Below are 23,300 nucleotides of genomic sequence, written 5' to 3'. Positions count from 1 at the left end.
ATTTTAAATTACGTAATTTAAGTTATATTATTTTTCGTTGAGTTTCTTTTCTAATTCGTCAATTTTCTTAAGCAGTTCAGGAAGTTTTCTAAAGACCACATAAGACTTATTGTAATCCATATAAGTAAAGGCAGGGGAGCCTTGTATTACTTCATTGTCTTTGACATTGCGGCCGATACCCGATTGGGCTTGAATCTTGACATTGTTTCCTATGGTAAAGTGTCCTGCGATCCCCACTTGTCCGCCTATGCTACAATGTTTACCTATTTTGCTAGAACCAGCAACTCCCGCTTGGGAGGCAATCACTGTGTGAGCGCCAACCTCCACATTGTGAGCGATTTGTACAAGGTTGTCAATCTTGACCCCTTGGCGTATAATGGTGGAACCCATGGTGGCACGGTCAATAGTAGTATTGGCACCAAGTTCCACATTGTCTTCTAGGACAACATTGCCTATCTGGGGGATTTTCTTGTAAGAACCATCTTCCTGAGGGGCAAAGCCAAAGCCATCAGCTCCGATAACTACTCCTGAATGGAGGATACAATTAGCTCCGATAACTGAGTCGGCATAGATAGCTACATTGCTGAAAATGATTGTGTTATCAGCAATAGTTACATGGTCACCAATGGTGGTATTGGCATATATTTTTACATTATTACCTATTTTGCAGTGCGCCCCGATAGCGGTAAAAGCCCCTATATATACATTCTCCCCAAGAGAAGAAGAAGGGTCAATAGAGACAGGACTTTCTATTCCCACTTTAGAGGAGATACGCATTTGGTTATAGAATTCGAGTAGTTGTGTAAAAGCAGAATAAGGATCTGCCACTCTAATGAGGGTAGATTGTAGCGGTTGTTCAGGTTGGAAATCATCTTTTACAATCACAACAGAAGCTGTAGTGGTATAGATAAAAGGGCGATACTTAGGATTGGACAAGAAAGTAATGGCACCAGGGCTACCCTCTTCTATTTTAGCCAGCTTATAGACTTCTACTTCAGGGTCGCCATCAAGTGTTCCATTGAGGACTTGGGCAATTTGACTTGCTTTGAATTTATGTGACATAAAGACTTAAGTTCTTGTAATACAGTTGTTTACCTGTATAAAAGGCGTTGTATGGGACAAACACCTACTTTTGATGGCACAAAAATAAAAAATAAAATTCATATAGCAGCTATTTTTTTGATAATTTTCTTCACAAATTTAGTGAAGTAGGGGGCGAATCGCCTCACATGCTCCGCTTTCGCGGACTTTGCCCCTACGAGATTAGTTTAGAAATCAGAGGGGTAGAGCAGGTATTTTCGTCTTATTTTAGCGAAGTCCTTAAGGGATTTCTGCCAACTATCCCTGATTTCCTTCTCAGTTTTGTGCTGTAGGAGTTGCTCTTTGAGGGTTTTGTTGCCTGCTAATTTGTCAAAAGAAGAGGTAAAGAAAGGCGTTTTGACCCCAGAGGTTTGCTCGTAGGCCTTGATAAGCCAAGAGAGGTTCAGCTGGGAGAGGGGAGGGGTCTGGGTGAGGTCTTCCCCATAGCAGGTACGCCCATTGAATTTTGGGTTTTTGTCTCCAGCATTGGGCTTAGGAACAAAGGTAAAGGCTGTTTTTTCCAAGTAAGGAGAGCCATAAATCTGGAATTGCCACTTGGTACCGCGTCCCATACTCACTTGAGTACCCTCAAAGAAGCATAGGCTGGGATAGAGATTTACGGCTGTTGCATTGGGCAAGTTGGGCGAAGGCGCTACAGGGAGCGGATAGATGGCCTTGCGGTCATAACTCTTTAGTGGAATAATCTTCAGGTTGCATTGCAAGCCCCCTTTGAGCCATTTCTCTCCGTTAATCATCTGGGCATATTCGGCGATGGTCATGCCATAGACGACAGGGACGGGGTGCATGCCTATAAAACTCTTGTAGGCAGGCTCCAGTACAGGCCCATCCATAAAGTGTCCGTTTGGATTGGGGCGGTCGAGTATCACCAAAGGGATATAATTCTCAGCACAAGCCTCCATGACATAGTGTAGGGTAGAGATATAGGTATAGAAACGTACCCCCACGTCCTGTAGGTCAAAGAGCATCACCTCAATCCCCTTGAGCTGTTCGGCAGTAGGCTTCTTGTTCTTGCCATAGAGAGAGACGATAGGCAGTTTGGTTTTGGCATCCACTCCGTCCTTGATTACTTCGCCTGCATCGGCAGTGCCGCGGAAGCCATGTTCGGGGGCGAAAACCTTATCGATTTTAACTTTCTTTGAAAGCAAAAAATCCACTAGATGCTCATTCTGCACAGTGATGGTACTATCCTTCTGATGGACAATCTTTTGGATAATTCCAGTATGATTGGTAACCACTCCAACATGCTTGCCTGCAAGCATAGGGAGGTATTGGTAATGCTGGCTGGCACCTGTTCCTACATATTCGTATTTCTTAAAAGAAATATTTTGAGCAGAAAGTTGGCCAAAGATGCCCATAAATAATAAAAAAAGTGTAATTTTGCTCATTCTAAATTTGCGTTTTTTATATTTTGAATATTGAGTTTTTTATAGCCCGTCGTATGGTGCATAATTCGGGGGGCAAAAGTAGTATTTCTTCTCCAATTATCAAAATAGCCATTAGTGCTATAGCCCTTGGGGTGGTGATGATTCTCATAGCCATAGCCACAGGGCGTGGTTTGCAAGAGCGTATTCGGCAGAAAATAGCCTCACTGAATGGTCATATTCAGATATTTAACTACGACACCAACCGCTCGGAGGTATCGGTAGCGCCTATCTCTATGGAAGAAGACTTTTATACGGATCCCCAATTCTTCAATCGGGGTGGGCAGAAAGTAGTTCATATACAAGCCGTTATTACCAAAGGGGGCATCATACGCACTGAGAAGACTTTTGAAGGCATCATCGCCAAGGGGGTAGGGAAGGACTTTGATCCGCAATATATGCAAGGCTATCTCAAGGCAGGAAAGCTCCCCAATTTTGCTTCTGACTCCATTTGTAACGAAGTACTTATATCCGAGTACTTAGCCAATCGCTTGGAGCTTTCAGTAGGAGATACATGCAATACCCTTTTTCTAAGAGAGGACAATATGGGTATCCCCAACCAACGCAATTTCACCATAGCAGGGATATACAGTTCTGGTTTTCAGCAGTTTGATGCAACTTATATACTTGTAGATATCCGTCAGTTACAGAAGATAAATAAGTGGTCAGCGCAACAAGCAGGGCTTTTTGAGGTCTATATTAAAGACTTTGACCAAATGGAGCCTACGGGAGCCTATATCTATGATCATATACCAGCGGAGTACGACTCACAGACTATTGCTCAGAAATACCCCACAATCTTTGAATGGTTTCACACCTTTGATCTTAACATACTGATTATCATTAGTATCATGGTGATTGTAGGAGGGGTGAATATGATCACCGCTATACTAGTACTTATCCTAGAGCGTACCCCAATGATAGGCATGCTCAAGGCCTTGGGGGCAACTTCCTGGAGTATTCGCAAAATTTTTCTCTACAATGCTGCTTACCTCATTGGTTTAGGGCTGTTTTGGGGCAATCTTATAGGGCTGGGATTGCTTGGGGTACAGTATTATTTTACACCACTGAAGCTCGACCCATCCATCTATTATGTGTCGGAAGTGCCTATCTATATACACTTGTGGTATATATTGGCGCTCAATATAGGGATATTGGTAGTCTGTCTGCTGATGCTACTGATTCCTTCCTATATCGTAAGTAAGATTTCGCCTATTAGAGCTATCAAGTTTGAGTGATTAGTTGTTAGTGATTAGTTGTTAGTGGTTAGTCTCTGACCACTAACCACTAGCAACTAACCACTACTGAATGAATACCCTTTTGATACGTCGGGAGAGGGAAGTGATCAACTCATAGGAGATCGTTTTGGCGGTTTCGGCGAGGGTTTCGCTGGTGTGGCGCTCGTCAAAGATGACCACTTCGTCGCCTTCCTCACAATCAAGTCCTGTGATATCTACCATAATCATGTCCATACATACATTGCCAACGATAGGGCAGCGTTTGTCCTTGATGAATACAAATCCTACTTCTTTACCATAGATACGATTAAGCCCATCGGCATGGCCTACGGAAATGGTGGCTATCTGCATAGGTTTTTGGGCTTGGAAGCCAAAGTTATAGCCCACATAATCCCCCGCTTTGATCGTATGAATCTGAGAGATGATACTCTTGAGCGTGGTGATAGGCTTAAAGTCCTTCTGCAGGCGCGGGTCGTTGGCAAAGCCATACATACCGATACCGCTGCGCACCATATCAAAATGTGCCTCAGGGTAGTTGAGTATGCCCGAAGTATTACAATTGTGGTAGATAATCTTATGAGAGAAGTGAGCTTCCAATTTCTTTTGGAAAGCCTTGAATAAGGCAATCTGTTTTTCCATAAAAGGGCGCGCTTCGAGGTCTTCTGATGCCAAAAGGTGAGAGAAAGCCGTTCTTACTTTCAGCTCAGGGTGTCCCTTGAGTAGCTGGCAAATCTCATCTATCTCCTCAAGAGAGAAGCCCAAGCGGTTCATGCCAGAATTGCACTTGAGGTGAAAGGGATATTCGTGTAATCCTTTCTGCTGGGCAAAGTCTATAAAGTGAGTGATGAGCCTTTTGGAATAAAGTGTAGGGGCAAGGTTGTACTGGACAAGCTGCTCGAAATCTACCAGTTGCGGGTGGAAGACCAGAATCGGACGGGTAACTCCCGCCTCTCGTAGCTCGATACCCTCGGAGGTGAAAGCCACGGCAAACTCGTCCGCTAAGTCGTTTTCTTCTAAGTATTTGGCTACTTCTACGGAGCTATTGCCGTAAGAGTTGGCCTTGACCACAGCCAAGAAGCGTGTGCCTGGCTTGAGGTATTTTTTGAGTTGGCGTACATTGTGTTGGAGATAGTCCAAACGAATCTCCAAAGTAGTTTCTTGTACTGACATTTTTATTGTTTTTTATTTTTATAGTAGGAAAACAAAAGATACCCCAGTATGGCCAATACCGCAAAAGGCAAGAGACTCCCTATGAGTATGCCTATGGCATAACCACTATCGGGGGCATGAGCGATTTTCTCCTGTATTTGTTCAATGTTCTGCTGGAGTGGAATCATGAATTTTTAGGTTTAAGTTTGTCTTTGGTATAAGCAGATAGCGCCAAGCGTCCTGTAACGGAGGCGTTGTCAAAGAGAAGCGGCTCCCAAGAAGGGCACCCCTTCCAGAGCATGTGCTTGATTTCCACAAGGGCCTCCAAGGGGTAGGACGATAGTTTGTCGGTAAAATAGCCCAATTCCTTGTCAAGGTCGGCTGTATTTTCAAAAACACGCGCATAGAGTCCCTTTTTCTCTGCCCAATATGCATTTTTCCACTGGTCAGGCGTAAGGGAGAGTTCAGCGAGGGCACCCACGCCCATTTTTCGTTCAATGGCGGGGGCAATCACAAAAGGGCCTATACCGATACTCAGTTCAGGCAAGCGGATAGCTGCCGCCTCGGTAGCAAAGACATAATCACAAGCGGCCAGTACGCCTACCCCGCCGCCGACAGCCTTGCCATGAGCCCTGGCGATGACTGGCTTTTGGCAGTTGCGAATGGCACAGAGTACGCGAGCAAAGCCACTGAAGAAGCGTTGGCCACTTTCGGGGGAGTCTACTTGCACCAATTCGTTAAAGAAAGCTCCCGCACAGAAGGCTTTTTCTCCCGCACTTCGCAAGACGACAGCCTTGACGTCTTCACGGGTAGAGAGGGAGTCTAACTCGTTCGCCAAACGCTGGAGTAGATCCATAGAAAGCGCATTGGCCTGCTCAGAGGCAAATTCTACGGTAGCGATGCTACCGGAGGTAGTGGTGAGTACGTAATCCATAGTTGTTAGTGATTAGTGATTAGTGATTAGTGATTAGTTGTTAGTTGTTAGTTGTTAGTTGTTAGTTTCTAATCACTAACTACTAATCACTAACAACTGAGTCATACTTGATGATTCTTTCAGTTACTAAATAAATGCCACTATCGGTGGAAGCAATTTTTTTAATCCAGTTGTCTTGAGTGTCGTATAGGTAAGCATAGTAAAAAAACTCCTTACTCTTGACTTTGGGGCGTTCTAATAAATCGCCCTCTTCCTTGAGTTCAATGGAGAGGTCACCTTTTTCATTGTACTCATAGGAATATTTGATAAAAGACGTATTGTCCCACCAGTGTTCCTTCCGTATGACCCTTCCTTGGCTATCGTACCTGTAAATATCACTATACAACACATCGCCAGAGGAGGTGGCCTCCCAACGGACTTTGGTTAGTTGTCCCTGTGGGTTATAGGTATAACTGAGGCAAGTACCATAAGAAGAGACTTTGTCCCTATCATGCTCTACATGGGTGATGTTCTCCTCGATGAGCAGTCCTGTGCTGTCGTAGGTATAAGTACGATGTTCGTTTAACAAATCGCCCCAATAGACAAGAGCGGAGATGATATTGGCCTTGGGGTCAGGGTCATCTTGAGGATAGGTATAGACGGCAGACCAATAGTTATCTCGCTTTCGGTAATTCAGTTCGCCCGTATCATAGAGCTCATCATAGCCTATGGGTCGGGAAAGACTATCGTATAGGAACACCTTTTTCTTCAAACAATGCTGGGGAGTATCGTATTCCTCAAAAATCCACGCTCGCCCCAGCTCATCAAAGGTCAGGCAGCGCTTTACAACCTCCAAGGTTTTGTACTGCTTCTCATAGGTACGATTGCGGTAGTGCTCCAAGGAAGTATAGTAATTCTCCTCTACGGAGCGTACTTTACCTTTGAGGTTTTTGAACTCTTCATAGGAGGACTCCTGCTGGGCTTTTGCACAAAAACTCAGCAGGGAAAAGAGACAAAAAATGCTCCGAATAATCCCCTTAATCCCCGAAGGGGGAACTAACGACCAAAGACGCATATCCCTTTCCATAATACCTAAAAATAATGATTTAAGTTTCGCAAGCTCTATAACTTACTGATTCTCAAAACATCCCCCCCTACCCCCCCTCAAGGGGGGAGTTAGTAAGTAATGGAGGTTCAATAAGTTATAGAAGAGAAATTTCTAATTTGATAAACAAATTAGGCCATTTCAACGCCCTCAAAGCTCCCCCTTTAGAGGGGGGTGGGGGGTTACAAATAATTGATTATTAGTTATTTATAATTGCAATAATAGCCTAAAAACAACTTGCGAAACTTAAATAATGATTAGTGACTAGAGACAAATTTCGTGCCATTAATCATTAAATATTACCCATTAAATGGTTCTATTCATAAGGCTGCTACCAAATTCTTTTAGAATATCCTTTTTCTCCTGAGGAATATCAAGAGTATCTAAGATAGCGAATGCCTCCATAGTATAGGCTTCTACACGTTCTCGGAGGTAAGTATGGCTTTGAGTAGCTATGAAAAGCTCGGTTACACGGCTGATTTTTTCATCTTCGTTCTTAGGTTCATTGGTATAGAGCGCGTACAGTTCCTGTTTTTGTTTAGCAGTACCTTTCTCTAAAGCCTTGAGATAGAGGAGTGTTTTCTTGTTTTGGAGAATATCCCCTCCGATTTTTTTACCGAAAGAATCATCGCCAAAGGTATCCAAATAATCGTCCTGCAACTGGTAAGCAATACCCAAGGCAAGGCCAAAGTCATATATCTTTTGCTTGTTCTCTTGGGTTGTCTGAGCGATGATAGCCCCCATTTTGAGCGCTGCCCCCACGAGGACGGCTGTCTTGTAAGCAATCATCTTGAGATATTGGTCAGTGGAGACTTGTACTTCTCGTTCAAAATCCACATCGTACTGCTGGCCTTCGCAAACCTCAATGGCTGTTTTGCTGAATATCTTGGCCAATTCTTGAAAAATATTTGGCTCATATTGCTCAAAATACTGATAAGCAAGAATAAGCATGGTATCGCCAGAGAGGATACCCGTGTTGAGGTTCCACTTGGTGTGCACTGTGGGTTGTCCGCGCCTTAGAGGCGCCTGGTCCATAATATCGTCATGCACAAGGGAGAAGTTATGGAAGATCTCCACTGCGAGTGCCGCATAGAGTGCTTTGTGATAATCCGCCCCAAAGATGTCCGCACTGAGCATGGTAAGGGTAGGGCGCAAGCGCTTCCCTCCCACGCGGAGGATATAGTGGATAGGATCATATAGGTTCTTAGGTTCTCGCTCTGTAAGATGCTTGTTCATAAAGGCGAGGAACTCATTTTGGTAGTGGGTAATCAGCTGCATGGTATTTTATTTCTTATTCTCTTCGTCTCCGTAGAAATGTACTCCAAATTGGATACGTTCCTGCCCCTTCTCCACACGGCGCTTATTGGCATCGCGCAGAGAGTAAGCGCAACCGCAGTATTCCTGCTTATAGAAGCGTTCGCTCTTGCAAATTTCCATATTGCAAGCACTGCCGCCCTTTTTACGCCAGTTGTAGTCCCAGAAGGTAATACCCTCGTACTTTTGAGCAGCCTGAAAGCCTGCTTCATTGACCTGCTCAAGGCTCTTCCATCGGGAGATACCAAGGGAAGTGGCGATGGTGTCAAATCCATGTTCAAAAGCATAGAGCGCGGTACGCTCCATACGCATATCAAAGCACACAGCACAGCGGCTGCCCCGCTCAGGTTCGAACTCTAAGCCTTTGGCACGAGCAAACCAATTGTCGGCGTCATATTCCGCATCGATGATAGGCACGTTACACTTTTCAGCAAAGCGGATATTTTCTTCCTTGCGGATATCATATTCCTTCTTAGGATGTATATTAGGGTTATAGAAAAAGATAGTAAAGTCAATCCCTGAGTCCTGGATGGCCTTGATGATACCTCCAGAGCAAGGCGCACAACAGGAGTGTAGCAGGAGTTTCTTGCCCCCATTGGGGAGGACTAATTTTTCACGGGTGATTTCCATAGGTTCTTCATTTAATCTAAAAAAGACTTTCACGCAAGATGAAAGCCTTTTCCAATTTTCATATTATGAGCAACTATATTAAACAGATCAAACTTGATGCAAAGGTACGATATTTTTTGAGAAATACAATGCCTTTCTCAGAATTTCTTTTTAAGCAGAAAAAACCGCTACATCTTTGTTGATTTTCTTCACCAAGCCCTGAAGTACCTTCCCAGGTGCAAGTTCGTAGAACTCTGTAGCACCATCGGCAATCATTTGTTGGACGCTTTGTGTCCATTTGACAGGAGCGGTGAGCTGAGCGATGAGGTTTTTCTTAATCTCTTCAGGATCGGTTACCGCAGTAGTGGTCACATTCTGATAGATAGGGCAGAGTGGTTTTTGGAAAGAGATTCCCCCGATAGCCTTGGCCAGTTCCTCCTCGGCAGGTTTCATCAGAAAAGAGTGGAAAGCGCCCCCCACAGGGAGGATTAGTGCACGCTTAGCTCCTGCGGCCTTGAGTGTTTCGCAGGCCTGCTCTACGGCCTCATAGGCACCAGAGATCACCAGTTGCCCTGGGCAGTTATAGTTGGCTGGAGTTACCACGCCCTCGGTATCCTTGCAGGCTTGTTCTACTACGGTATCGTCTAGGCCTAAGATAGCGGCCATAGTGCCACGCTGAAGTTCGCAGGCCTTTTGCATAGCCTCAGCACGCTTGGCTACCAAGCGCAAACCCTGCTCGAAGGTCAGTACGCCACTGGAGACCAAGGCGGAGAACTCTCCTAAGGAGTGCCCAGCGACCATATCAGGATTGAAAGCATCGCCCAAGACCTGGCGCTGAATGACAGAGTGTAGGAAGATGGCTGGCTGGGTAACACGTGTTTGCTTTAGTGCCTCTTCATCACCGGCGAACATGACCTCAGTGATAGGGAAGCCCAAAATAGCATTGGCTTCTTCAAAGAGCGATTTGGCAAGGGGACTGCTCTCATATAAGTCCTTTCCCATTCCCACAAACTGGGAACCCTGTCCAGGGAAAATATAAGCTTTTTTCATGGTGTATCTTGAGTTTGTGTATTTGCGGGCAAAGATATGTTTTTTTCGGGAGATAGGCAAGAGTATTTTGACAGTCAAATTTTTGTAAGAATCAGGTTTGTTTGTTTAGTGGAAAAATAGTAAATTTGCGCCTTGGAAATAGCCATAACCACACCTCTCCATGAAAATATCAGTTGTTATTAACACCTATAATGCTGAAAAACACTTAGCTACTGTCTTGGAAACAGTTAAAGATTTTGATGAAGTGGTCATTTGTGATATGCGCAGCAGTGATCGTACCATTGCTATAGCGGAGCAATATGGCTGCAAGATAGTCTATTGTGAACGCTTCCCTTATGTAGAACCCGCTCGAAATTTTGCAGTAGCTCAAGCGCAATACCCATGGGTGTTAGTGATAGATGCTGATGAGACAGTACCTGAGAAGCTTAGAGAGTACCTCTACCAAATTAGTGAAAATCCAGCTATAGGAGGGGTATATATTCCCTTTAAAAATTACTTTATAGATCAGTATATGCGTTCTGCTTTTCCTGATTTTAAATTGCGTTTTTTCAGGAAAGAGGGAGCTGACTGGCCTAAAGAAATTCATTCTACAGTAAAGGTGCAGGGAGAGGTTATCAAGCTGCCACGCCATAGGACAGACTTAGCATCAGAGCACTTAGCTAATGATTCGGTAACGACTATTCTCAATAAGAACAATAATTACAGTACCCAAGAGGTAGAACGCCACAAAGGCAAGCGAGTGGGCTGGGGCAAACTGCTCTTTTCTCCTTTCTTTTGGTTTGTAAAGTATTATTTTATCAAAAAAGGCTGCTTAGATGGCAAGAGAGGATTTATCTTTGCCGTTCTTAAAGCCCAATACAAATTCTCTTGTTTAGCAAAAATATATGAATACCAGCAAAGAAAAGGAGTATAAAGAATTTTTAGGAAAGAAAATCATATTGGTAATGCCTCCTGATTTTGAGCTTTATAAAGTATTTGAACAACAGTTGAGGTATATGGGCTTTGATCAAGTAGAGGTAATAGCACCTATATTCCGTTATGATATCAAAGGGAGATTCCTTAACTTTGTTCAGAAGACGTTTTTGAAAAATAAGGCCTATAAGAAAGAATTGATAGATGCCCACTATAGCAAAGAAGTATTCAAAACCTTGGACAAGTTTCCAAAAGGAAGTTTAGACTATGCTATTGTGATTCGTCCTGACAAATTGGATATGCAAACAGTAGAAAAAATACACCAAGTGACAAAGAAAGTGGTTGCTTACCAATGGGATGGACTTGCACGTTTTCCGAAAGTATTTAGAGTGCTTCCTCTTTTTGAGCGTTTTTTTGTGTTTGATCCTGAAGATTTTCATTTGTATAAGAAACAATATTCAAATATACTTCCTTGTACTAATTTTTATATAGACATTCCTCAGAAAAATGTTACTCCTCAAGAGAAAGAGGTCTTATATGTAGGTATGTATATCAGTGATAGACAACAATCACTTTTGAGAATTGTAAATGAACTAAGTAAGTATAATCTGAACTTGAATATTAATCTTTTTTATGGAAGGAGAACCGTTCCTTTCTCTCATTCTAGAGTTACATTTACAACAAAGGGAATGAATTTTCAAGAGTATTTGTCTCTCGCTCAAAGAACAACTATCCTATTGGATATAAAAACAGTGGAGCATAATGGACTTTCTTTTAGAATATTTGAAGCAATAAAGTATGAAAAGAAACTGATTACCAATAATAAAACAGTTAAGCAATACGATTTTTATCACCCCAATAATATTTTTGTATTTGAAGAAGATAATTTTCAAGGTTTGGAAGATTTCCTAAAGGTAGCCTATACTCCATTGTCTGAAGAGATAAAACAAAAGTATAGTTTTACCAATTGGTTGAGATATGTATTGGACATACCTCCGTATAAAACGCTGAATTATTAATATATGAAGATATCTATTATTGTAACTTGTTACAATCAAGAGGCATTTCTTGGAGAAACACTTAACAGTATTGCCCAGCAAACCTATTCTGATTGGGAGTGCATTATTATTGATGACGGTTCCACAGATAATTCTGCTCAAATAGCCAAAAAATGGCGAGAGAAAGATAGTCGTTTTTTGTATTTTTATCAAGAAAATAAGGATAGGAGCGCCGCACGTAATGCAGGAATAGATAAAATATCAGGAGAATTTGTACAATTTTTAGATGGAGATGATATGCTCCAGCCTACCAAATTCGAAGAGAGTATAGCATTATTTACAAAAGAGAAGTGTGATATAGTGATCTCTAATTTTGAAGAAATCAAAGAAGGGAAGAGACGGCCTCCTTTTTGTAATCTTGGAAAATATGAATTTACCTATGAAAACATCCTGCTTAAATGGGATATAGATTTTAATATTCCTATTCATTGTTTTATTTTTAGTAAAAAGTCTATAGAAGGCATCTTTTTTGTAGAGGAATTTTCTGTAAAAGAAGATTGGGTAATGTGGCTTGAAGTATTTAAAAGGACTCCCAAAGTATTATTCATTGATAAGCCCCTTGCTGTCTATAGAATTCATAATAGCAATACCTCTCAAAACAAAAAATTAATAGAAAAAAATATAGAAAAGGTATTGTCTTATATCTTGAAAAATGAAACCTTGTATTTTGATGCTTTCTTTTTGAAAATAATAAATTATTATAAAGAAAAAATACATAAAATACAGTCACGTCCTTGGTATAAGAAAGTATTTTATGCACTTATTGGTAAAGAATAAAAGAGATACTATTGTAATGTTGAATATTTGGGAGCAAATATTATAAAAATTATCAAAGGCATTAGAATATAAGTGCATTCGAACACATAGAATAGTACGTCTGTATTCATAATAGGGAGAAAGACAAGAAGTAGATATTGCTTAATAATATTCTTAGAAAAAGCAATACTACCTAACCATAGTATAAAGATACTTAACCCTAAAATTCCGGTATCTACAAGAGTGGCTATAAAATCATTATGTACATATCCTATATGGAGGTCTTCCATTATATATCGCTGATATCCTGAACCATTTCCTATCCATAAGTTTCCTTGCCCAATAGCTTTAAAGGCTCTAGCATATATTTCGTTGCGAATAGGATCGGAAAAATAAACTGTATGTGTAACCAAATACCACACGCCTCCTATAGCTGTTATTCCTAACAAAGAAAACAAACTATACTTCACAGTCTGGGTAAGATATTTTTCTATAGAAAGATATATGAAGAAAGCTATTACTATAAAATAGCTAATAATAGTTACTCGTGCTTGTACAATGAAAGCAAAACAAAGGATTAGTAACGCATAGACAGTTAGCTCATAGGTAGTTATTAACTTTCTATCTTTTCTGCATATCAGTCCTCCTAATCCTCCTATAAGTAGAATAATCCAAGAGATAAAACTGGGGTGCTTGAACTTAGACCAAAAGAGGGCTTCATAATAAAAAAAATACCCTTTGTTTAAAGTAATAAAGCTAAAAAAATCTATTTTGGCTGCTTTTGAAGCGAAACTATAGAATACCATATTGGCTATGAGCAAAAGTAGAAAACTCTTAAAGCAAATAGCTGTAAAACTTATTTGCTGTCTTTGGCTTACAGAAAAACCTAATAAAATAATTGGTATCAATAGGAAGAAAACAATACTCTCTTCTTCAAAAAGTATTCTTACTCCATAATCAAAATACTTTGCCCACGAAAGAGCTATGATTCGTATAATTATAAAGATGAAAAATAGAATAGAAATAACTGTAGGCTTTATGATTTTTCGATAGATAATGCCATATAAAGTACATAAAAAAAGGAGTAAAATATCCAAACGAAAAGTAATCTTGTGCTTGTAAGTCCATAAGAGAATAACCCCACAGCCTACAATCGTAATTGTATTTCTAATCCATTCGTCTTTTTCAAACAATGAAGAATGATTATGATAGATCCATAAAAGGATAAGCGCTATATCATAGCTAAAAATACTATAAAATAATATATTTGTAGTAGTATTATTCCAAAGAGGAACCCATATTTGTAGGAGTAGAAAGGTAATTACAAGAGGTAATAAAGCGAGAAGTAAAAACCATTCTTTCTGTAAAAAAGTCTTTATATTCATTTGTTTCTTCTATTAATAAAATCATTTAAACTATCTAAAATTTCTCTATCTACATCCATATCAAACTTTCGTGCAAAGAAATATTCTTTTTGGGAAGTAAGTTCCTCAAAATCATTTTGTGTAAAAAGCACAGGTAAAGGTACCCCTTTCCTTTCCCAATTCACATAAGTAAGCGAAGGTTTTATCTTTATTTCTTTGTGAGTAGCCTGAAGATTTACAAGAATGGAATGAAAGTAAATCTCATCAGGGCAAGAAGTGTATTGATAATAATCCTCTAATAATTGTCTTTTTTCTTGAATATAATCTAACAAAATATAGAAAGTATTTTCTTTGAAAGCCCACCATTGACTACCTGCATACTGCTGGGCAAAAGGAGCTTTTCTTTCGCGGGCATGGTAAATGAACTTAAAGTTTTTCTTCGAGATTCTTCTTTTGAGCAAGTGCCATAAGATTGTTATTTTTTGTAAAATAGAACTACGAAAAAAGGGAGGATAACAATCACTATTTCCTCGTCTTTCAGAATGCAAGATTTGATAATGTTCTAATTTGTCTTTTACCATTTTATCTTTCCAGTCACATCCTTCTAAACAAGTAAATTTCATAAAATCCAAATCCTTATTTTGTTGTAAGAAGTTATCTAATTCTTTGATGGGTTTTATAGGATAATCCTGCCCACTTATTAGAATAAAAAAGCCTTTACTATGTACTTCGGCGGCAGCTTCCATTAGGTGTATTGTAGCTTGTACTATTGAGAAACCTCCCCACACACAGCGTTCTCTTTTGTCTATAAATATGATGTGTTCTTCTTGAAATAAAGCTGTAAAGGGTTCTATAGCTGTTTTGGCATCTACATGAATAAAAAACTGAGACTTACCATCGTCTAAAGCCTTTATCAGGCGATAAAGTTGTTGAGGATTTTTATGGGCGAGTATCAGATAATTTTTCTGCATGACAAAAATTATTTGTTGTTTAAGAAATTATCTAACCTATCTAAAATAGCAGTGTCTATCTCCGTATCAAACTTTCGTGCAAAGAGTTTCTCTCTTTGATAGGTAAGTTCTTTAAAATCATTGTCTTTAAATAATACAGGGAGAGGGACTCCTTTTCGCTCCCAATTTACATAGGTAAGAGAAGGTTTTAGCTTGATGTCAGCATCTGTTGGTTGTAGGTTGAGTAGGATAGAGTGAAAATAGATTTCATCAGAGGAGGAAGTATAGCGATAATAGTCTTCCAAGGTAGTGTGATGTTCCCAGATATAAGCCAGTACTTTATAGAAAGTTTTCTCTGAGAAAGCCCAAAATTGACTCCCTGCATACTGTTGGCTAAAAGGAGCTTTCCTTGCGGGTAACTTACATAATAACTTAAAATGTTTCCAAGAGAGTCGTCCCTTAAGTAAGTGGAATAAGGTTCTACCTTTTTGAGAGGCGGCACAATGGAAGAAAGGAGCATAGCAGTTACTGTGTCCTCTCTCTCCAGAATGTAGGATATGATAATGAAAAAGTTTGTCCTTGACCATTTTGGCTTTCCATTTGTCCTCTATAGGGAGGAAATCTATAAAATCATAGCCATCGTATTGTTCTAAAAAAGTGTTTATCTCCTTTTGAGAAGCAATAGGATAATCCTGCCCACTCATAAGGATAAAGTATCCTTTTTTATTTTCCTTAGCAGCTGCTTCCATAAGGTTAATTGTAGCTCTGACTATTGAAAAATCTCCCCAAAAACAGCATTCCCTTTTATCAATAAAATGGACAGGTAATCCTTGTAGGTGTTCCTTAAAAGGAGCTATAGGGCTTTTAGCATCTATATGGATAAAGAAATGAGAAACATTGTCATTTAGGGCGGTTATCATTCTATAGAGCTGGTCAGGGTTTTTATGAGCAAGGACGAGGTAGTTTTTCTGCATTAGAATTTTACTTAGATTCAATCAATTTTTTATATCTTTCAACTTTCCAATTTTTCTCTTTAGCAAAGCTAAGTAGTTTGTCAAAGCGGGCAATCATAGCTTCCCCCGTGTTGCGCATGACATAGAAAGGAAAATTAAACTCTTTTTGGTGTAGGTCGGTAAACTCCCATGGGTGAAAGTAGAGGGCGGCATAACTTAAGCTCCCAACGGTACGGCTCAAAAGGTGCTTGTAATACCATAGAGGGAAGTTATGGAAAGAAAGCCAAAAGAGTGGAATACGCCAAGGGCTTACTGCGGCGGGTATTTGCCAGAGGCCATCTTCAAGGAATATGGCTCTGGGGACATGTAGCTTGTTGTACCTACCAGGGAGGAAGGTAGGATTGACCGAGGAGTTGTATAGGTAGCCTGCCTGCTTGACATCAGACACGGCAACTTCCAGCATACGCGGCATACGGAGACCCTCAATAGTTACACCAAACTGAGACTCCAAGGCCTCTTTGGAAGAGAGTAGGTGCTCTATAGCAAAGTCAGAATGGTAATAGGTGTGTGAGGCCAACTCATGTCCTTCACCAAGAAGTCGCTCTATAAGGTCAGGGGCGTTTTGGGCAAAAACTACAGTAGAGAAAAAAGTGGCTTTAGCCCCGTGCTTTTTGAGTAAGTCCAAGATAGCAGTAAGACCCTCACGGGAAATGGCCATCTGTCGCTCAAAAGGAATGTCAAAGCCGTATTCCTTGGGCATGTCAAACTCTTCTATGTCAAAACTAAGGTAAATCATTTGTTAGGTTGTTTCTATGTTATAAATGTTTCTCTTGGATAATATAGGCAGGCCTTTCCTTGGTTTGAGTGAATATTTTGCCGATATATACTCCGATGATGCCTAAAATAATCAGTTGTAGGCCTCCGAAAAAGACAATAGTCATGATAAGGGATGCCCAACCAGAGATTTCCGAGCCATTGAGGAAGGAATATATCACATAAGGGACATATAACACCGAGAGGAGGGAAAAGAAAAAGCCTAAGAATACCGCAAAGTAGAGGGGTTTTACACTGAAAGAGGTAACCCCACTGAGGGCAAGTTGGAACATTTTCTTGATTGTATATTTGGTCTCTCCTGCATAGCGGGCTTGGGCGGTGTAGGGTACATATACTTGGGTAAAGCCCACCCAAGGAACCATACCACGTAAGAAAGGTTCGTTTTCTCTCATATGGCGAATGACCTCTACCACTGCCTGATCAAGCAGGCGGAAGTCAGCCGAACCTTCTTTGATTTCAATGTCTGAAAGCAGGTTGAGCAGTTTGTAAAATTGCTGGGAACTTTTGCGTTTCTTCTTAGAGATTTCCTCAGGATAGGTACGTAGGGTCGCCACCACCTGAGCACCTTCTTCCCATTTGCGAATGAGGGTAGGAATCAGTGCAGGAGGGTGTTGTAAGTCGGCATCCATGGAGATAACCGCAGGGGCAAAAGCATGGTCTAAGCCTGCTTTTACGGCTAATTGATGGCCGAAATTGCGAGAGAAAGAGAGGTATTTTACCCGATTGTCTTCCTTGGCCAATTGTTGGAGGACAAGGAGAGAGGAGTCATGACTCCCGTCATTTACCAATAATAAGTTGAAGTCATAGTCGGGTAGCTCTTTAGCGAAAACTTCCTTAATGGCCTCATATAATGGGCGGATATTCTCACTCTCATTATAGCAAGGAACGACGATATCTATTTTTTTCATAGGGTGACTTCTTTAGGGTTAGTGTCCTCTTTTCCATAGTCCAAACTACACATTTCCCAAATGAGGGTGAGCCATATAAGCATGACAGGCACCGATCTGAGGGAATAGCGAATGATATAAGGCTCTTTGAGTGGCTTGAAAAGGTCAGTAGGCGAAAGTGAAGCTAAGAAAGCTAGGACTAATAACGTGATTTTTAGAGTATTATTCCTATTAGGAGAGACCATAAACCAAATTCCAATTCCTACATAGGCGATGATATAGGTGCTATTTTCGGTTCCTGTACTGAACAGACATAAGAACATACTCACCGAGACTAAGAACATGAGCCTAAAGCGTAGGTGTTTGTATTGTCCTATACGCAGATAGGGGAGAGCAAAGAGGAATAAGGCAATAGCAAGAACTACTAAGTTATTGTTATAAATGCCTGTACGCTGCAAGAAACCTAAGAAGGAGAGGTTCTGTAGGTTGTAGTGAGAGTTGTCCATATTCTCTCCATTCTTTTCAGATAAAGAGATGTACCAATCATGATATTGGGAAAGCACATATTCGGGGGAGGAATATAGTATAGGTAAGCAGAAGAGTAGTGCCAACCATAATAAAGCTGACCACACAAAGCGTCCCTTGTCCTTGGCAAAGAAAAAGAAAGCTAAACCAACAATGCCATAGAGCTTGGTCAAGGTGCCTATCACAATAAAGAGAGTCGCCCAGTGGCTTTTTCCTTTTTCTACAAAGACGAAAGCGGCGACTAAAAGGGCAATAACACTGATGTTGAACTGTTGCATAGCGGCAGCTGTATACATATCGTGTGCAGCTATAAGGAGAATGCCTATCAAGGCACCTCTGGAGAGTGGCAACTGGCGGATAGCCCAATAGAGGAAAGCTACATTGGCCAAAATCCATAAGGTGCAACCCACTCCTGAAGGGAGGAGTGCAAAAGGAGCTATAATGGCACTAAAGAATACTCCATAGTGGTTCATATCTCCATATTCCTCAGGATAAGGAATAAAGAGAGGCAGCTGTTTTAGGGTATGGTTAAAAACCCCCTCGAAGATAAGATAATTGTTATACCTACCCCGAATGACTACATTTTGGAGGATAGTAGCCAGTGCTAATCCTGCCCAAAGAATAGCTGTAAAACGCTCATTATAAAATAGTTTCTTTAGCATCTGAGTTGGACAAATTACACACTTTTCCTCTTAAAGAACAGCAGAAACACCCCAGCGAGGATAAAGGGGATACTTAGCCATTGGCCTGTGGAGAAAACACCTAAGGTGTCTTCGATACCGCCTTGGCTGTCTTTGACATACTCTACAAGGAAACGTATTGTCCAAAGAGCAATGAGAAATACCCCAAAGATAAAGTAGGGCTGGTCTTTCTTGTTGGTTTTCCAATAGAGGTAGTAGAGCAACCAGAAAAGCAGGAAATATCCTACAGCTTCATAGAGTTGGGCAGGGTGCCTATAGGGGATTTGGTTGTAGATTTCTACAAACTGGGGGTTGTGGGCGATAACCTCAAAGGCTTTCTGTGGGGTATTTTCTCCTGTGAGCTGCATAGCCTCACCAGCAGAGAAGTCGCCTGATTGTAAGAACTTTACCGCAAAAGGGAAAGACTTATCTACGACCTTACCTACAATTTCGGAGTTCATAAAGTTACCAAAACGGACAAACATTCCCCCTATGGTGATGGCAATGACAATGCGGTCAAGCACCCAAGAGAGTTTCATATCGGGGTATTTGCGTATGTAGAGCAGCATGGCAATGATAATCCCCACTGCCGCCCCATGACTGGCCAGACCTGCAAATCCTGTTACTTCAAAGCTCGGAGAGAAGCGGAAAGGCAGGATAATTTCCAGAGGGTGCACCTTGAAGTAGTCCCAATCATAGAAGAATACATGTCCTAAGCGTGCACCCAAAAGCGTTGCTATGGCTACATAGATGACCAAGGTATCGAGTTTCTCTAAGGGTTTGTTTTCTGCTAAAAAGATTTTTTTGGTGATGTAAAAGCCTAAAGAAAAGGCAATAACAAACATAAGGCTATAGTAGCGTATTTGTATAAAATGCAGGTCAAGTAATACCTGATTGGGATTCCAGTCCATATAAAGAGTTTTATAAGGGACAAAAGTACGAAATCAATGATTAATTTCCTAATGATTAATGATTAATTATTTGTTACAGGTTATAGTTTTATTTGTTATTTATAGGTTATTGATCATTAATCATTAATCATTGAATCATTGTCTTTTGATAAAGGTTGCCCTAATAGGATAGTGGTCGGAGTAGTGGATTTGGTTATAGACCTTGTGGGAGGTGATTTTAAAATACGGATCGGCTAGTATATAGTCAATACGGAATGGGAAGTAAGGGAAGTCATAAGTGCTACCAAAGCCTGAACCACATTCCTGAAAACTATCTATCCAGCCCCTATCCTGAAACTTTTGGTAGAGGTAGGAGAAAGCGGTGTTATTGAAATCCCCACAGATGATAATAGGATAAGGACAACTATCGGCATGGGCATTGAAAAGCTCTACCTGTGCCTGCTGTATGGCAAATCGGCGGGGGAGTTTTAGGAAAATACGCTTGGAGTTCTCTTGGCTGATTTCGGTATCTTCTATATGGAAGGATTCGAAATGAAGGCTATATAGCCTGAGGGTATCACGCCCTGCTACTATATCAGCAAAGACCCCATTGTTACCTGTATGAGGAAAATCCAAGGAACCACTATGTATAATAGGATAATCACTGAGGATGGCTTGGCCTATCTTGTCTTTTTTGTTTTTGTAGATGAATTTCTTGTACTTATAGAAAGGAAAACTTCCACTTTCCTTAGTATAAAACTCCTGTAGAGCAATGATGCTGGGGTGCTCTTGGGCAATAAAATCAATAATCTTATTCCTTAGCTCGCTGTCCTCACTCCATTTGTAATGATTGAACAATCGTACATTGAAACTCATTATGCTCAAATCATCTTTAGGGGCAGGTTTGCTCTTGCTAAATTGTACAAAACGATGCATAAAGGGCAATCCGATGAGAAATAAGACCGCAGAGAAAAGGAATAACCACTGGCGACGCAACAGCCATAGGACAATGAATCCTATATTGACCAGCATCAGCAAAGGGGTGAAAACACTTAGGGAGGCATACTCAAAATAACGAGGAGGGATAAAAGGGAGTAGGTAGGCGAAAAGTAAGATTCCGCCTACCACTCCATTGATCAGAAGAATTATTTTGTTAGCAAAAGAGAGTGTGCTCCAAAATTTTTTCATAGAGTTAGTTTTTTACTCACGAATAACGAGTATTTGTCCCATATTGAGGTTGAAGTTGCTCATATTGTTACGTGCCATTAGGTCATCTACACTTACTCCAGAGCGACGTGCGATGCTATAGAGCGTATCGCCTTTCTTTACGATATACATTTTGATTACATCCATCGCTACTTCTTCTGCTGGGGTATTATTTACTTCTTTTTGCGCCATGCGTGTGGTATCTGCCTTTTGTGCGATGGCGCTTGTGTCCTTTTTTGGGCTGTTATCCTTTTTAGCTACTACTTTTTGCGTGTTTTTTGCTACAGTAGTAGGTGTATTTGCTTTTTTAGCTACTGTGTTTTCCTGTTTTGCAGGTGTATTTGCTTTAACTATCGTCTTGGTCACTTCTTTTTTCTTCTCTATTGTAAGAGGAGGCGTGTTGGGAATAGGCGAAAGCGGCTTCTCTTCTTTGTATGCGTAGCCGAGAACCTCAGTGTCGTACTGTTGGAGTTCGTATTTTTTGATAAGGAACAGTAATTTCTGTGGATAGCCAGGGTCTGTGGCATATCCAGCTTTCTTAAGTCCATACGCCCAGCTCTGGTAGTCACCGGCCTTGAGAGAGAAGAGGAAGGCATAGCGAGAGCGGTTCACAAGGAATTGAGAATGGTCTTCGAAGGAGGCTTCGGGGTGTTCGTATTTTCTGAAGCATTCGCCTTTGGCATCATCATCATGGGTGATGGTGTCTCCCTCCCAGTCATAATGGCACTTGATACCGAAGTGGTTACGCGCATGGCGCGCCAAGCGACCTTGTCCAGAACCACTCTCAAGGATGGCCTGAGCCAGGGTGATACTTGCAGGGATTCCATAACGCTGCATCTCTACCATAGCGATGTCCTTATAGGTAGCTATATATTCGCGAATCAGTGCTGGGGTTACTTTCACCGCCGAGGTTGCTTGTAATTCCTCAGGTGTTTCGGGTTCTTCTTTATTAATGTACGCTTCAGTACGTTTGCTCTCTACAAGCACTTTTTCAGGGATACGAGTGATAGGCTTCTTCGTTGTAACGTTCTTATGCCCTGTGCTACAAGAAGAGGCTATTGCCATAAGGCCTATGAAGCTAACTAATTTCTTGTTCATAATCCAGAGTTTGTTTTTTCTTTCTACTAAGTTGTTGGTTCATTCCATATATACCTTGCAATCCACCGGTGTGGATGGCTAATATTTTACTGTTTTCAGGGAAAAATCCCTTTTCAATAAGACAAGTAACTCCATAGATCATCTTGCCCGTATAGACAGGGTCTAGGGGAATACGTGTTTGCCTAAAGAAATCATTGAGAAAGCGGATAAAGGGTTCATTCACCTTGGCATAACCACCTAGGTTATAGTCATGTATCAGCTGCCAATGGTCGGAGCCATGGATCCATTTTTTGATTTCTTCCTCAAGAAACTTTCCACATAGGGCAGGGAAGCCTAAGACCTTTTGGTGAGGTAAGGCGCTGTTAATCAGCCCTGCGATGGTACCACCTGTACCTACCGCAGTGGTAATAAAGTCATAGTCCGTATCTTCGGGAGTGAGAATCTCCTCGGTACCCTTGATAGCCAATGCATTGGTACCTCCTTCAGGGACATAGTAATAAGGGCCAAAGAGATTGGCCAACTCCTCCTTGAAAGCCTCTGTATGCTTTAAGCGAAAACGCTCGCGAGAAACAAAATGAAAACGCATACCGCATTCCTTGGCAAAGCTAAGGGTAGGGTTGTGAGGGACTGCACTGGCTAATTCGTCTCCACGAATCACACCAATGGTCTCTATACCAGCCACTTTACCTGCGTAGGCGGTAGCTGCGATATGGTTTGAGTATGCCCCTCCAAAGGTGATCAATTGCTTGTATCCCTTTTGGGAGGCTTCCAACAGATTGTACTTGAGCTTCCGGTACTTGTTACCAGAGATATGTACATGGGTTTTGTCCTCGCGCTTGATATACAGAGTGATTCCATGAGGATAGCTGATAGGGACTTTTTGGGTCTCTATGACAGGAATCGCAATCATACTTACGCGTCTAATTTCTTGAGCAAAATTACGTGCTAATTGTTTACCTTGTGTTTTTTCTATGGGCGCAAGAGGGAAAATACCTTTTTTCTTTAAGAAATAAGCAACTGAAAGTTTTTTTGTAAATGATTGACAATCATAATTTAGTGCCATAAAAAAGAAGCGTTTATACAAAAAAATTAGTAATCAAAAAATAATTTTCAACAAAAGACAGTATGTTGTTAATTAGTTGGTTTTAACGAGAAATTACATTAATTAAACCGTAATTGTTTATAATTGTTTGTTAGTGGATGTTGATAAGTTGGTTTAATGATTAATGCCGACAATGTTTCACATACCCAGCTGTGAGCACTCACTGGCTTTGTGGGAGGATGTAA

General features: G+C 41.0%; 23 protein-coding genes. 4 read left to right on the top strand and 19 right to left on the bottom strand.

Annotated elements, in window-relative coordinates:
* Positions 1-27: 27 nt before the first annotated feature.
* Positions 28-1,062 (bottom strand): UDP-3-O-(3-hydroxymyristoyl)glucosamine N-acyltransferase, encoded by a 1,035-nt coding sequence (lpxD, locus tag HMPREF9331_RS04285; RefSeq protein WP_016419904.1) that lies wholly within the window; start codon positions 1,060-1,062, stop codon positions 28-30.
* A gap of 206 nt (positions 1,063-1,268) precedes the next feature.
* Positions 1,269-2,486 carry an exo-beta-N-acetylmuramidase NamZ family protein gene (locus tag HMPREF9331_RS04280; RefSeq protein WP_009642691.1) on the bottom strand — a complete coding sequence of 406 codons (1,218 nt, stop codon included), beginning with the start codon at positions 2,484-2,486 and terminating at the stop codon, positions 1,269-1,271.
* 23 nt (positions 2,487-2,509) lie between these two features.
* Here HMPREF9331_RS04280 and HMPREF9331_RS04275 point away from each other — a divergent pair, with 23 nt between their 5' ends.
* Complete coding sequence (locus tag HMPREF9331_RS04275) at positions 2,510-3,760, top strand: ABC transporter permease (RefSeq protein ID WP_016419903.1); 1,251 nt, start codon at positions 2,510-2,512, stop codon at positions 3,758-3,760.
* A 63-nt stretch (positions 3,761-3,823) separates the two neighbouring features.
* Here the strand turns inward: HMPREF9331_RS04275 and alr are convergent, their stop codons facing one another.
* The 7 genes from alr to fabD all read right to left on the bottom strand — a co-directional run bounded on the left by alr (position 3,824) and on the right by fabD (position 9,900).
* Positions 3,824-4,930 carry an alanine racemase gene (gene alr / locus HMPREF9331_RS04270; protein WP_016419902.1) on the bottom strand — a complete coding sequence of 369 codons (1,107 nt, stop codon included), beginning with the start codon at positions 4,928-4,930 and terminating at the stop codon, positions 3,824-3,826.
* Positions 4,931-4,932: 2 nt separating this feature from the next.
* Positions 4,933-5,097 carry a hypothetical protein gene (locus tag HMPREF9331_RS13075; RefSeq protein WP_009642682.1) on the bottom strand — a complete coding sequence of 55 codons (165 nt, stop codon included), beginning with the start codon at positions 5,095-5,097 and terminating at the stop codon, positions 4,933-4,935.
* Positions 5,094-5,843, bottom strand: a complete 750-nt coding sequence (locus tag HMPREF9331_RS04265) for an enoyl-CoA hydratase/isomerase family protein (protein WP_016419901.1) — start codon at positions 5,841-5,843, stop codon at positions 5,094-5,096. Before HMPREF9331_RS04265 ends, HMPREF9331_RS13075 begins: the two co-directional genes overlap by 4 nt.
* Before the next feature lie 82 nt (positions 5,844-5,925).
* Positions 5,926-6,909: an RHS repeat domain-containing protein gene (locus HMPREF9331_RS04260; protein WP_040356952.1), complete on the bottom strand. Its 984-nt coding sequence runs from the start codon at positions 6,907-6,909 to the stop codon at positions 5,926-5,928.
* A gap of 324 nt (positions 6,910-7,233) precedes the next feature.
* Positions 7,234-8,205: a polyprenyl synthetase family protein gene (locus HMPREF9331_RS04255; RefSeq protein WP_016419899.1), complete on the bottom strand. Its 972-nt coding sequence runs from the start codon at positions 8,203-8,205 to the stop codon at positions 7,234-7,236.
* 6 nt (positions 8,206-8,211) lie between these two features.
* Positions 8,212-8,871 carry an epoxyqueuosine reductase QueH gene (locus HMPREF9331_RS04250; protein ID WP_016419898.1) on the bottom strand — a complete coding sequence of 220 codons (660 nt, stop codon included), beginning with the start codon at positions 8,869-8,871 and terminating at the stop codon, positions 8,212-8,214.
* A gap of 150 nt (positions 8,872-9,021) precedes the next feature.
* Positions 9,022-9,900 carry an ACP S-malonyltransferase gene (gene fabD, locus HMPREF9331_RS04245; RefSeq protein WP_040356950.1) on the bottom strand — a complete coding sequence of 293 codons (879 nt, stop codon included), beginning with the start codon at positions 9,898-9,900 and terminating at the stop codon, positions 9,022-9,024.
* 160 nt (positions 9,901-10,060) lie between these two features.
* On the opposite strand from fabD, the gene HMPREF9331_RS04240 reads away from it, so the two are divergent.
* The 3 genes from HMPREF9331_RS04240 to HMPREF9331_RS04230 are packed head-to-tail and all read left to right on the top strand — an operon-like array spanning position 10,061 to position 12,647.
* Positions 10,061-10,813, top strand: a complete 753-nt coding sequence (locus HMPREF9331_RS04240) for a glycosyltransferase family 2 protein (RefSeq protein WP_016419895.1) — start codon at positions 10,061-10,063, stop codon at positions 10,811-10,813.
* Complete coding sequence (locus tag HMPREF9331_RS04235; protein WP_016419894.1) at positions 10,785-11,831, top strand: WaaS/CpsH family glycosyltransferase; 1,047 nt, start codon at positions 10,785-10,787, stop codon at positions 11,829-11,831. The genes HMPREF9331_RS04240 and HMPREF9331_RS04235 overlap by 29 nt, the downstream gene beginning before the upstream one ends.
* 3 nt (positions 11,832-11,834) lie before the next feature.
* Positions 11,835-12,647 (top strand): glycosyltransferase family 2 protein, encoded by an 813-nt coding sequence (locus HMPREF9331_RS04230; protein WP_016419893.1) that lies wholly within the window; start codon positions 11,835-11,837, stop codon positions 12,645-12,647.
* A gap of 8 nt (positions 12,648-12,655) precedes the next feature.
* Here the strand turns inward: HMPREF9331_RS04230 and HMPREF9331_RS04225 are convergent, their stop codons facing one another.
* From HMPREF9331_RS04225 to HMPREF9331_RS04180, 10 genes are all read right to left on the bottom strand, one after another.
* Entirely contained in the window at positions 12,656-14,011 is a 1,356-nt protein-coding gene (locus HMPREF9331_RS04225; protein ID WP_016419892.1) for a hypothetical protein, read from the bottom strand.
* On the bottom strand, positions 14,008-14,961 hold the full coding sequence (locus HMPREF9331_RS04220) for a beta-1,6-N-acetylglucosaminyltransferase (protein ID WP_016419891.1): 954 nt from the start codon (positions 14,959-14,961) through the stop codon (positions 14,008-14,010). Before HMPREF9331_RS04220 ends, HMPREF9331_RS04225 begins: the two co-directional genes overlap by 4 nt.
* A gap of 8 nt (positions 14,962-14,969) precedes the next feature.
* Positions 14,970-15,914: a beta-1,6-N-acetylglucosaminyltransferase gene (locus tag HMPREF9331_RS04215; protein ID WP_016419890.1), complete on the bottom strand. Its 945-nt coding sequence runs from the start codon at positions 15,912-15,914 to the stop codon at positions 14,970-14,972.
* 7 nt (positions 15,915-15,921) lie between these two features.
* Entirely contained in the window at positions 15,922-16,689 is a 768-nt protein-coding gene (locus HMPREF9331_RS04210) for a polysaccharide deacetylase family protein (RefSeq protein WP_016419889.1), read from the bottom strand.
* Between the two features lie 19 nt (positions 16,690-16,708).
* The gene (locus HMPREF9331_RS04205; RefSeq protein ID WP_016419888.1) at positions 16,709-17,635 is read right to left on the bottom strand and encodes a glycosyltransferase family 2 protein; all 927 of its coding nucleotides are present in this window, start codon (positions 17,633-17,635) and stop codon (positions 16,709-16,711) included.
* A complete protein-coding gene (locus HMPREF9331_RS04200) occupies positions 17,632-18,801 on the bottom strand; it encodes a glycosyltransferase family 87 protein (protein WP_016419887.1) in 1,170 nt (389 codons plus the stop codon). The genes HMPREF9331_RS04205 and HMPREF9331_RS04200 overlap by 4 nt, the downstream gene beginning before the upstream one ends.
* A gap of 14 nt (positions 18,802-18,815) precedes the next feature.
* Entirely contained in the window at positions 18,816-19,730 is a 915-nt protein-coding gene (gene lgt, locus HMPREF9331_RS04195) for a prolipoprotein diacylglyceryl transferase (RefSeq protein WP_016419886.1), read from the bottom strand.
* Between the two features lie 135 nt (positions 19,731-19,865).
* Positions 19,866-20,897, bottom strand: coding sequence for an endonuclease/exonuclease/phosphatase family protein (locus tag HMPREF9331_RS04190; protein ID WP_016419885.1), 1,032 nt, complete (start codon positions 20,895-20,897; stop codon positions 19,866-19,868).
* Positions 20,898-20,909: 12 nt separating this feature from the next.
* The gene (locus HMPREF9331_RS04185; protein WP_016419884.1) at positions 20,910-22,013 is read right to left on the bottom strand and encodes a glucosaminidase domain-containing protein; all 1,104 of its coding nucleotides are present in this window, start codon (positions 22,011-22,013) and stop codon (positions 20,910-20,912) included.
* Entirely contained in the window at positions 21,994-23,076 is a 1,083-nt protein-coding gene (locus HMPREF9331_RS04180) for a 1-aminocyclopropane-1-carboxylate deaminase/D-cysteine desulfhydrase (RefSeq protein ID WP_016419883.1), read from the bottom strand. Before HMPREF9331_RS04180 ends, HMPREF9331_RS04185 begins: the two co-directional genes overlap by 20 nt.
* Positions 23,077-23,300: the final 224 nt, after the last annotated feature.

Origin of the sequence: Capnocytophaga granulosa ATCC 51502 (assembly GCF_000411115.1) — a bacterium.
In the GTDB taxonomy this organism is placed as follows: Bacteria; Bacteroidota; Bacteroidia; order Flavobacteriales; family Flavobacteriaceae; genus Capnocytophaga; species Capnocytophaga granulosa.
Note: the sequence above shows the minus strand (reverse complement) of the source record. Positions and strands in the feature narration are given on the sequence as shown.

Coding starts and splice junctions, on each gene's coding strand:
- alr (WP_016419902.1), bottom strand. CDS start 4,930: ATGTCAGTACAAGAAACTACTTTGGAGATTCGTTTGGACTATCTCCAA.
- HMPREF9331_RS04205 (WP_016419888.1), bottom strand. CDS start 17,635: ATGAAAAAAATAGATATCGTCGTTCCTTGCTATAATGAGAGTGAGAAT.
- HMPREF9331_RS04200 (WP_016419887.1), bottom strand. CDS start 18,801: ATGCTAAAGAAACTATTTTATAATGAGCGTTTTACAGCTATTCTTTGG.
- HMPREF9331_RS04280 (WP_009642691.1), bottom strand. CDS start 2,486: ATGAGCAAAATTACACTTTTTTTATTATTTATGGGCATCTTTGGCCAA.
- HMPREF9331_RS04185 (WP_016419884.1), bottom strand. CDS start 22,013: ATGAACAAGAAATTAGTTAGCTTCATAGGCCTTATGGCAATAGCCTCT.
- HMPREF9331_RS04260 (WP_040356952.1), bottom strand. CDS start 6,909: ATGGAAAGGGATATGCGTCTTTGGTCGTTAGTTCCCCCTTCGGGGATT.
- HMPREF9331_RS04210 (WP_016419889.1), bottom strand. CDS start 16,689: ATGATTTACCTTAGTTTTGACATAGAAGAGTTTGACATGCCCAAGGAA.
- HMPREF9331_RS04225 (WP_016419892.1), bottom strand. CDS start 14,011: ATGAATATAAAGACTTTTTTACAGAAAGAATGGTTTTTACTTCTCGCT.
- HMPREF9331_RS04255 (WP_016419899.1), bottom strand. CDS start 8,205: ATGCAGCTGATTACCCACTACCAAAATGAGTTCCTCGCCTTTATGAAC.
- HMPREF9331_RS04190 (WP_016419885.1), bottom strand. CDS start 20,897: ATGAAAAAATTTTGGAGCACACTCTCTTTTGCTAACAAAATAATTCTT.
- HMPREF9331_RS04215 (WP_016419890.1), bottom strand. CDS start 15,914: ATGCAGAAAAACTACCTCGTCCTTGCTCATAAAAACCCTGACCAGCTC.
- HMPREF9331_RS04180 (WP_016419883.1), bottom strand. CDS start 23,076: ATGGCACTAAATTATGATTGTCAATCATTTACAAAAAAACTTTCAGTT.
- fabD (WP_040356950.1), bottom strand. CDS start 9,900: ATGAAAAAAGCTTATATTTTCCCTGGACAGGGTTCCCAGTTTGTGGGA.
- HMPREF9331_RS13075 (WP_009642682.1), bottom strand. CDS start 5,097: ATGATTCCACTCCAGCAGAACATTGAACAAATACAGGAGAAAATCGCT.
- HMPREF9331_RS04265 (WP_016419901.1), bottom strand. CDS start 5,843: ATGGATTACGTACTCACCACTACCTCCGGTAGCATCGCTACCGTAGAA.
- lgt (WP_016419886.1), bottom strand. CDS start 19,730: ATGGACTGGAATCCCAATCAGGTATTACTTGACCTGCATTTTATACAA.
- HMPREF9331_RS04235 (WP_016419894.1), top strand. CDS start 10,785: ATGAATACCAGCAAAGAAAAGGAGTATAAAGAATTTTTAGGAAAGAAA.
- HMPREF9331_RS04250 (WP_016419898.1), bottom strand. CDS start 8,871: ATGGAAATCACCCGTGAAAAATTAGTCCTCCCCAATGGGGGCAAGAAA.
- lpxD (WP_016419904.1), bottom strand. CDS start 1,062: ATGTCACATAAATTCAAAGCAAGTCAAATTGCCCAAGTCCTCAATGGA.
- HMPREF9331_RS04220 (WP_016419891.1), bottom strand. CDS start 14,961: ATGCAGAAAAATTATCTGATACTCGCCCATAAAAATCCTCAACAACTT.
- HMPREF9331_RS04230 (WP_016419893.1), top strand. CDS start 11,835: ATGAAGATATCTATTATTGTAACTTGTTACAATCAAGAGGCATTTCTT.
- HMPREF9331_RS04240 (WP_016419895.1), top strand. CDS start 10,061: ATGAAAATATCAGTTGTTATTAACACCTATAATGCTGAAAAACACTTA.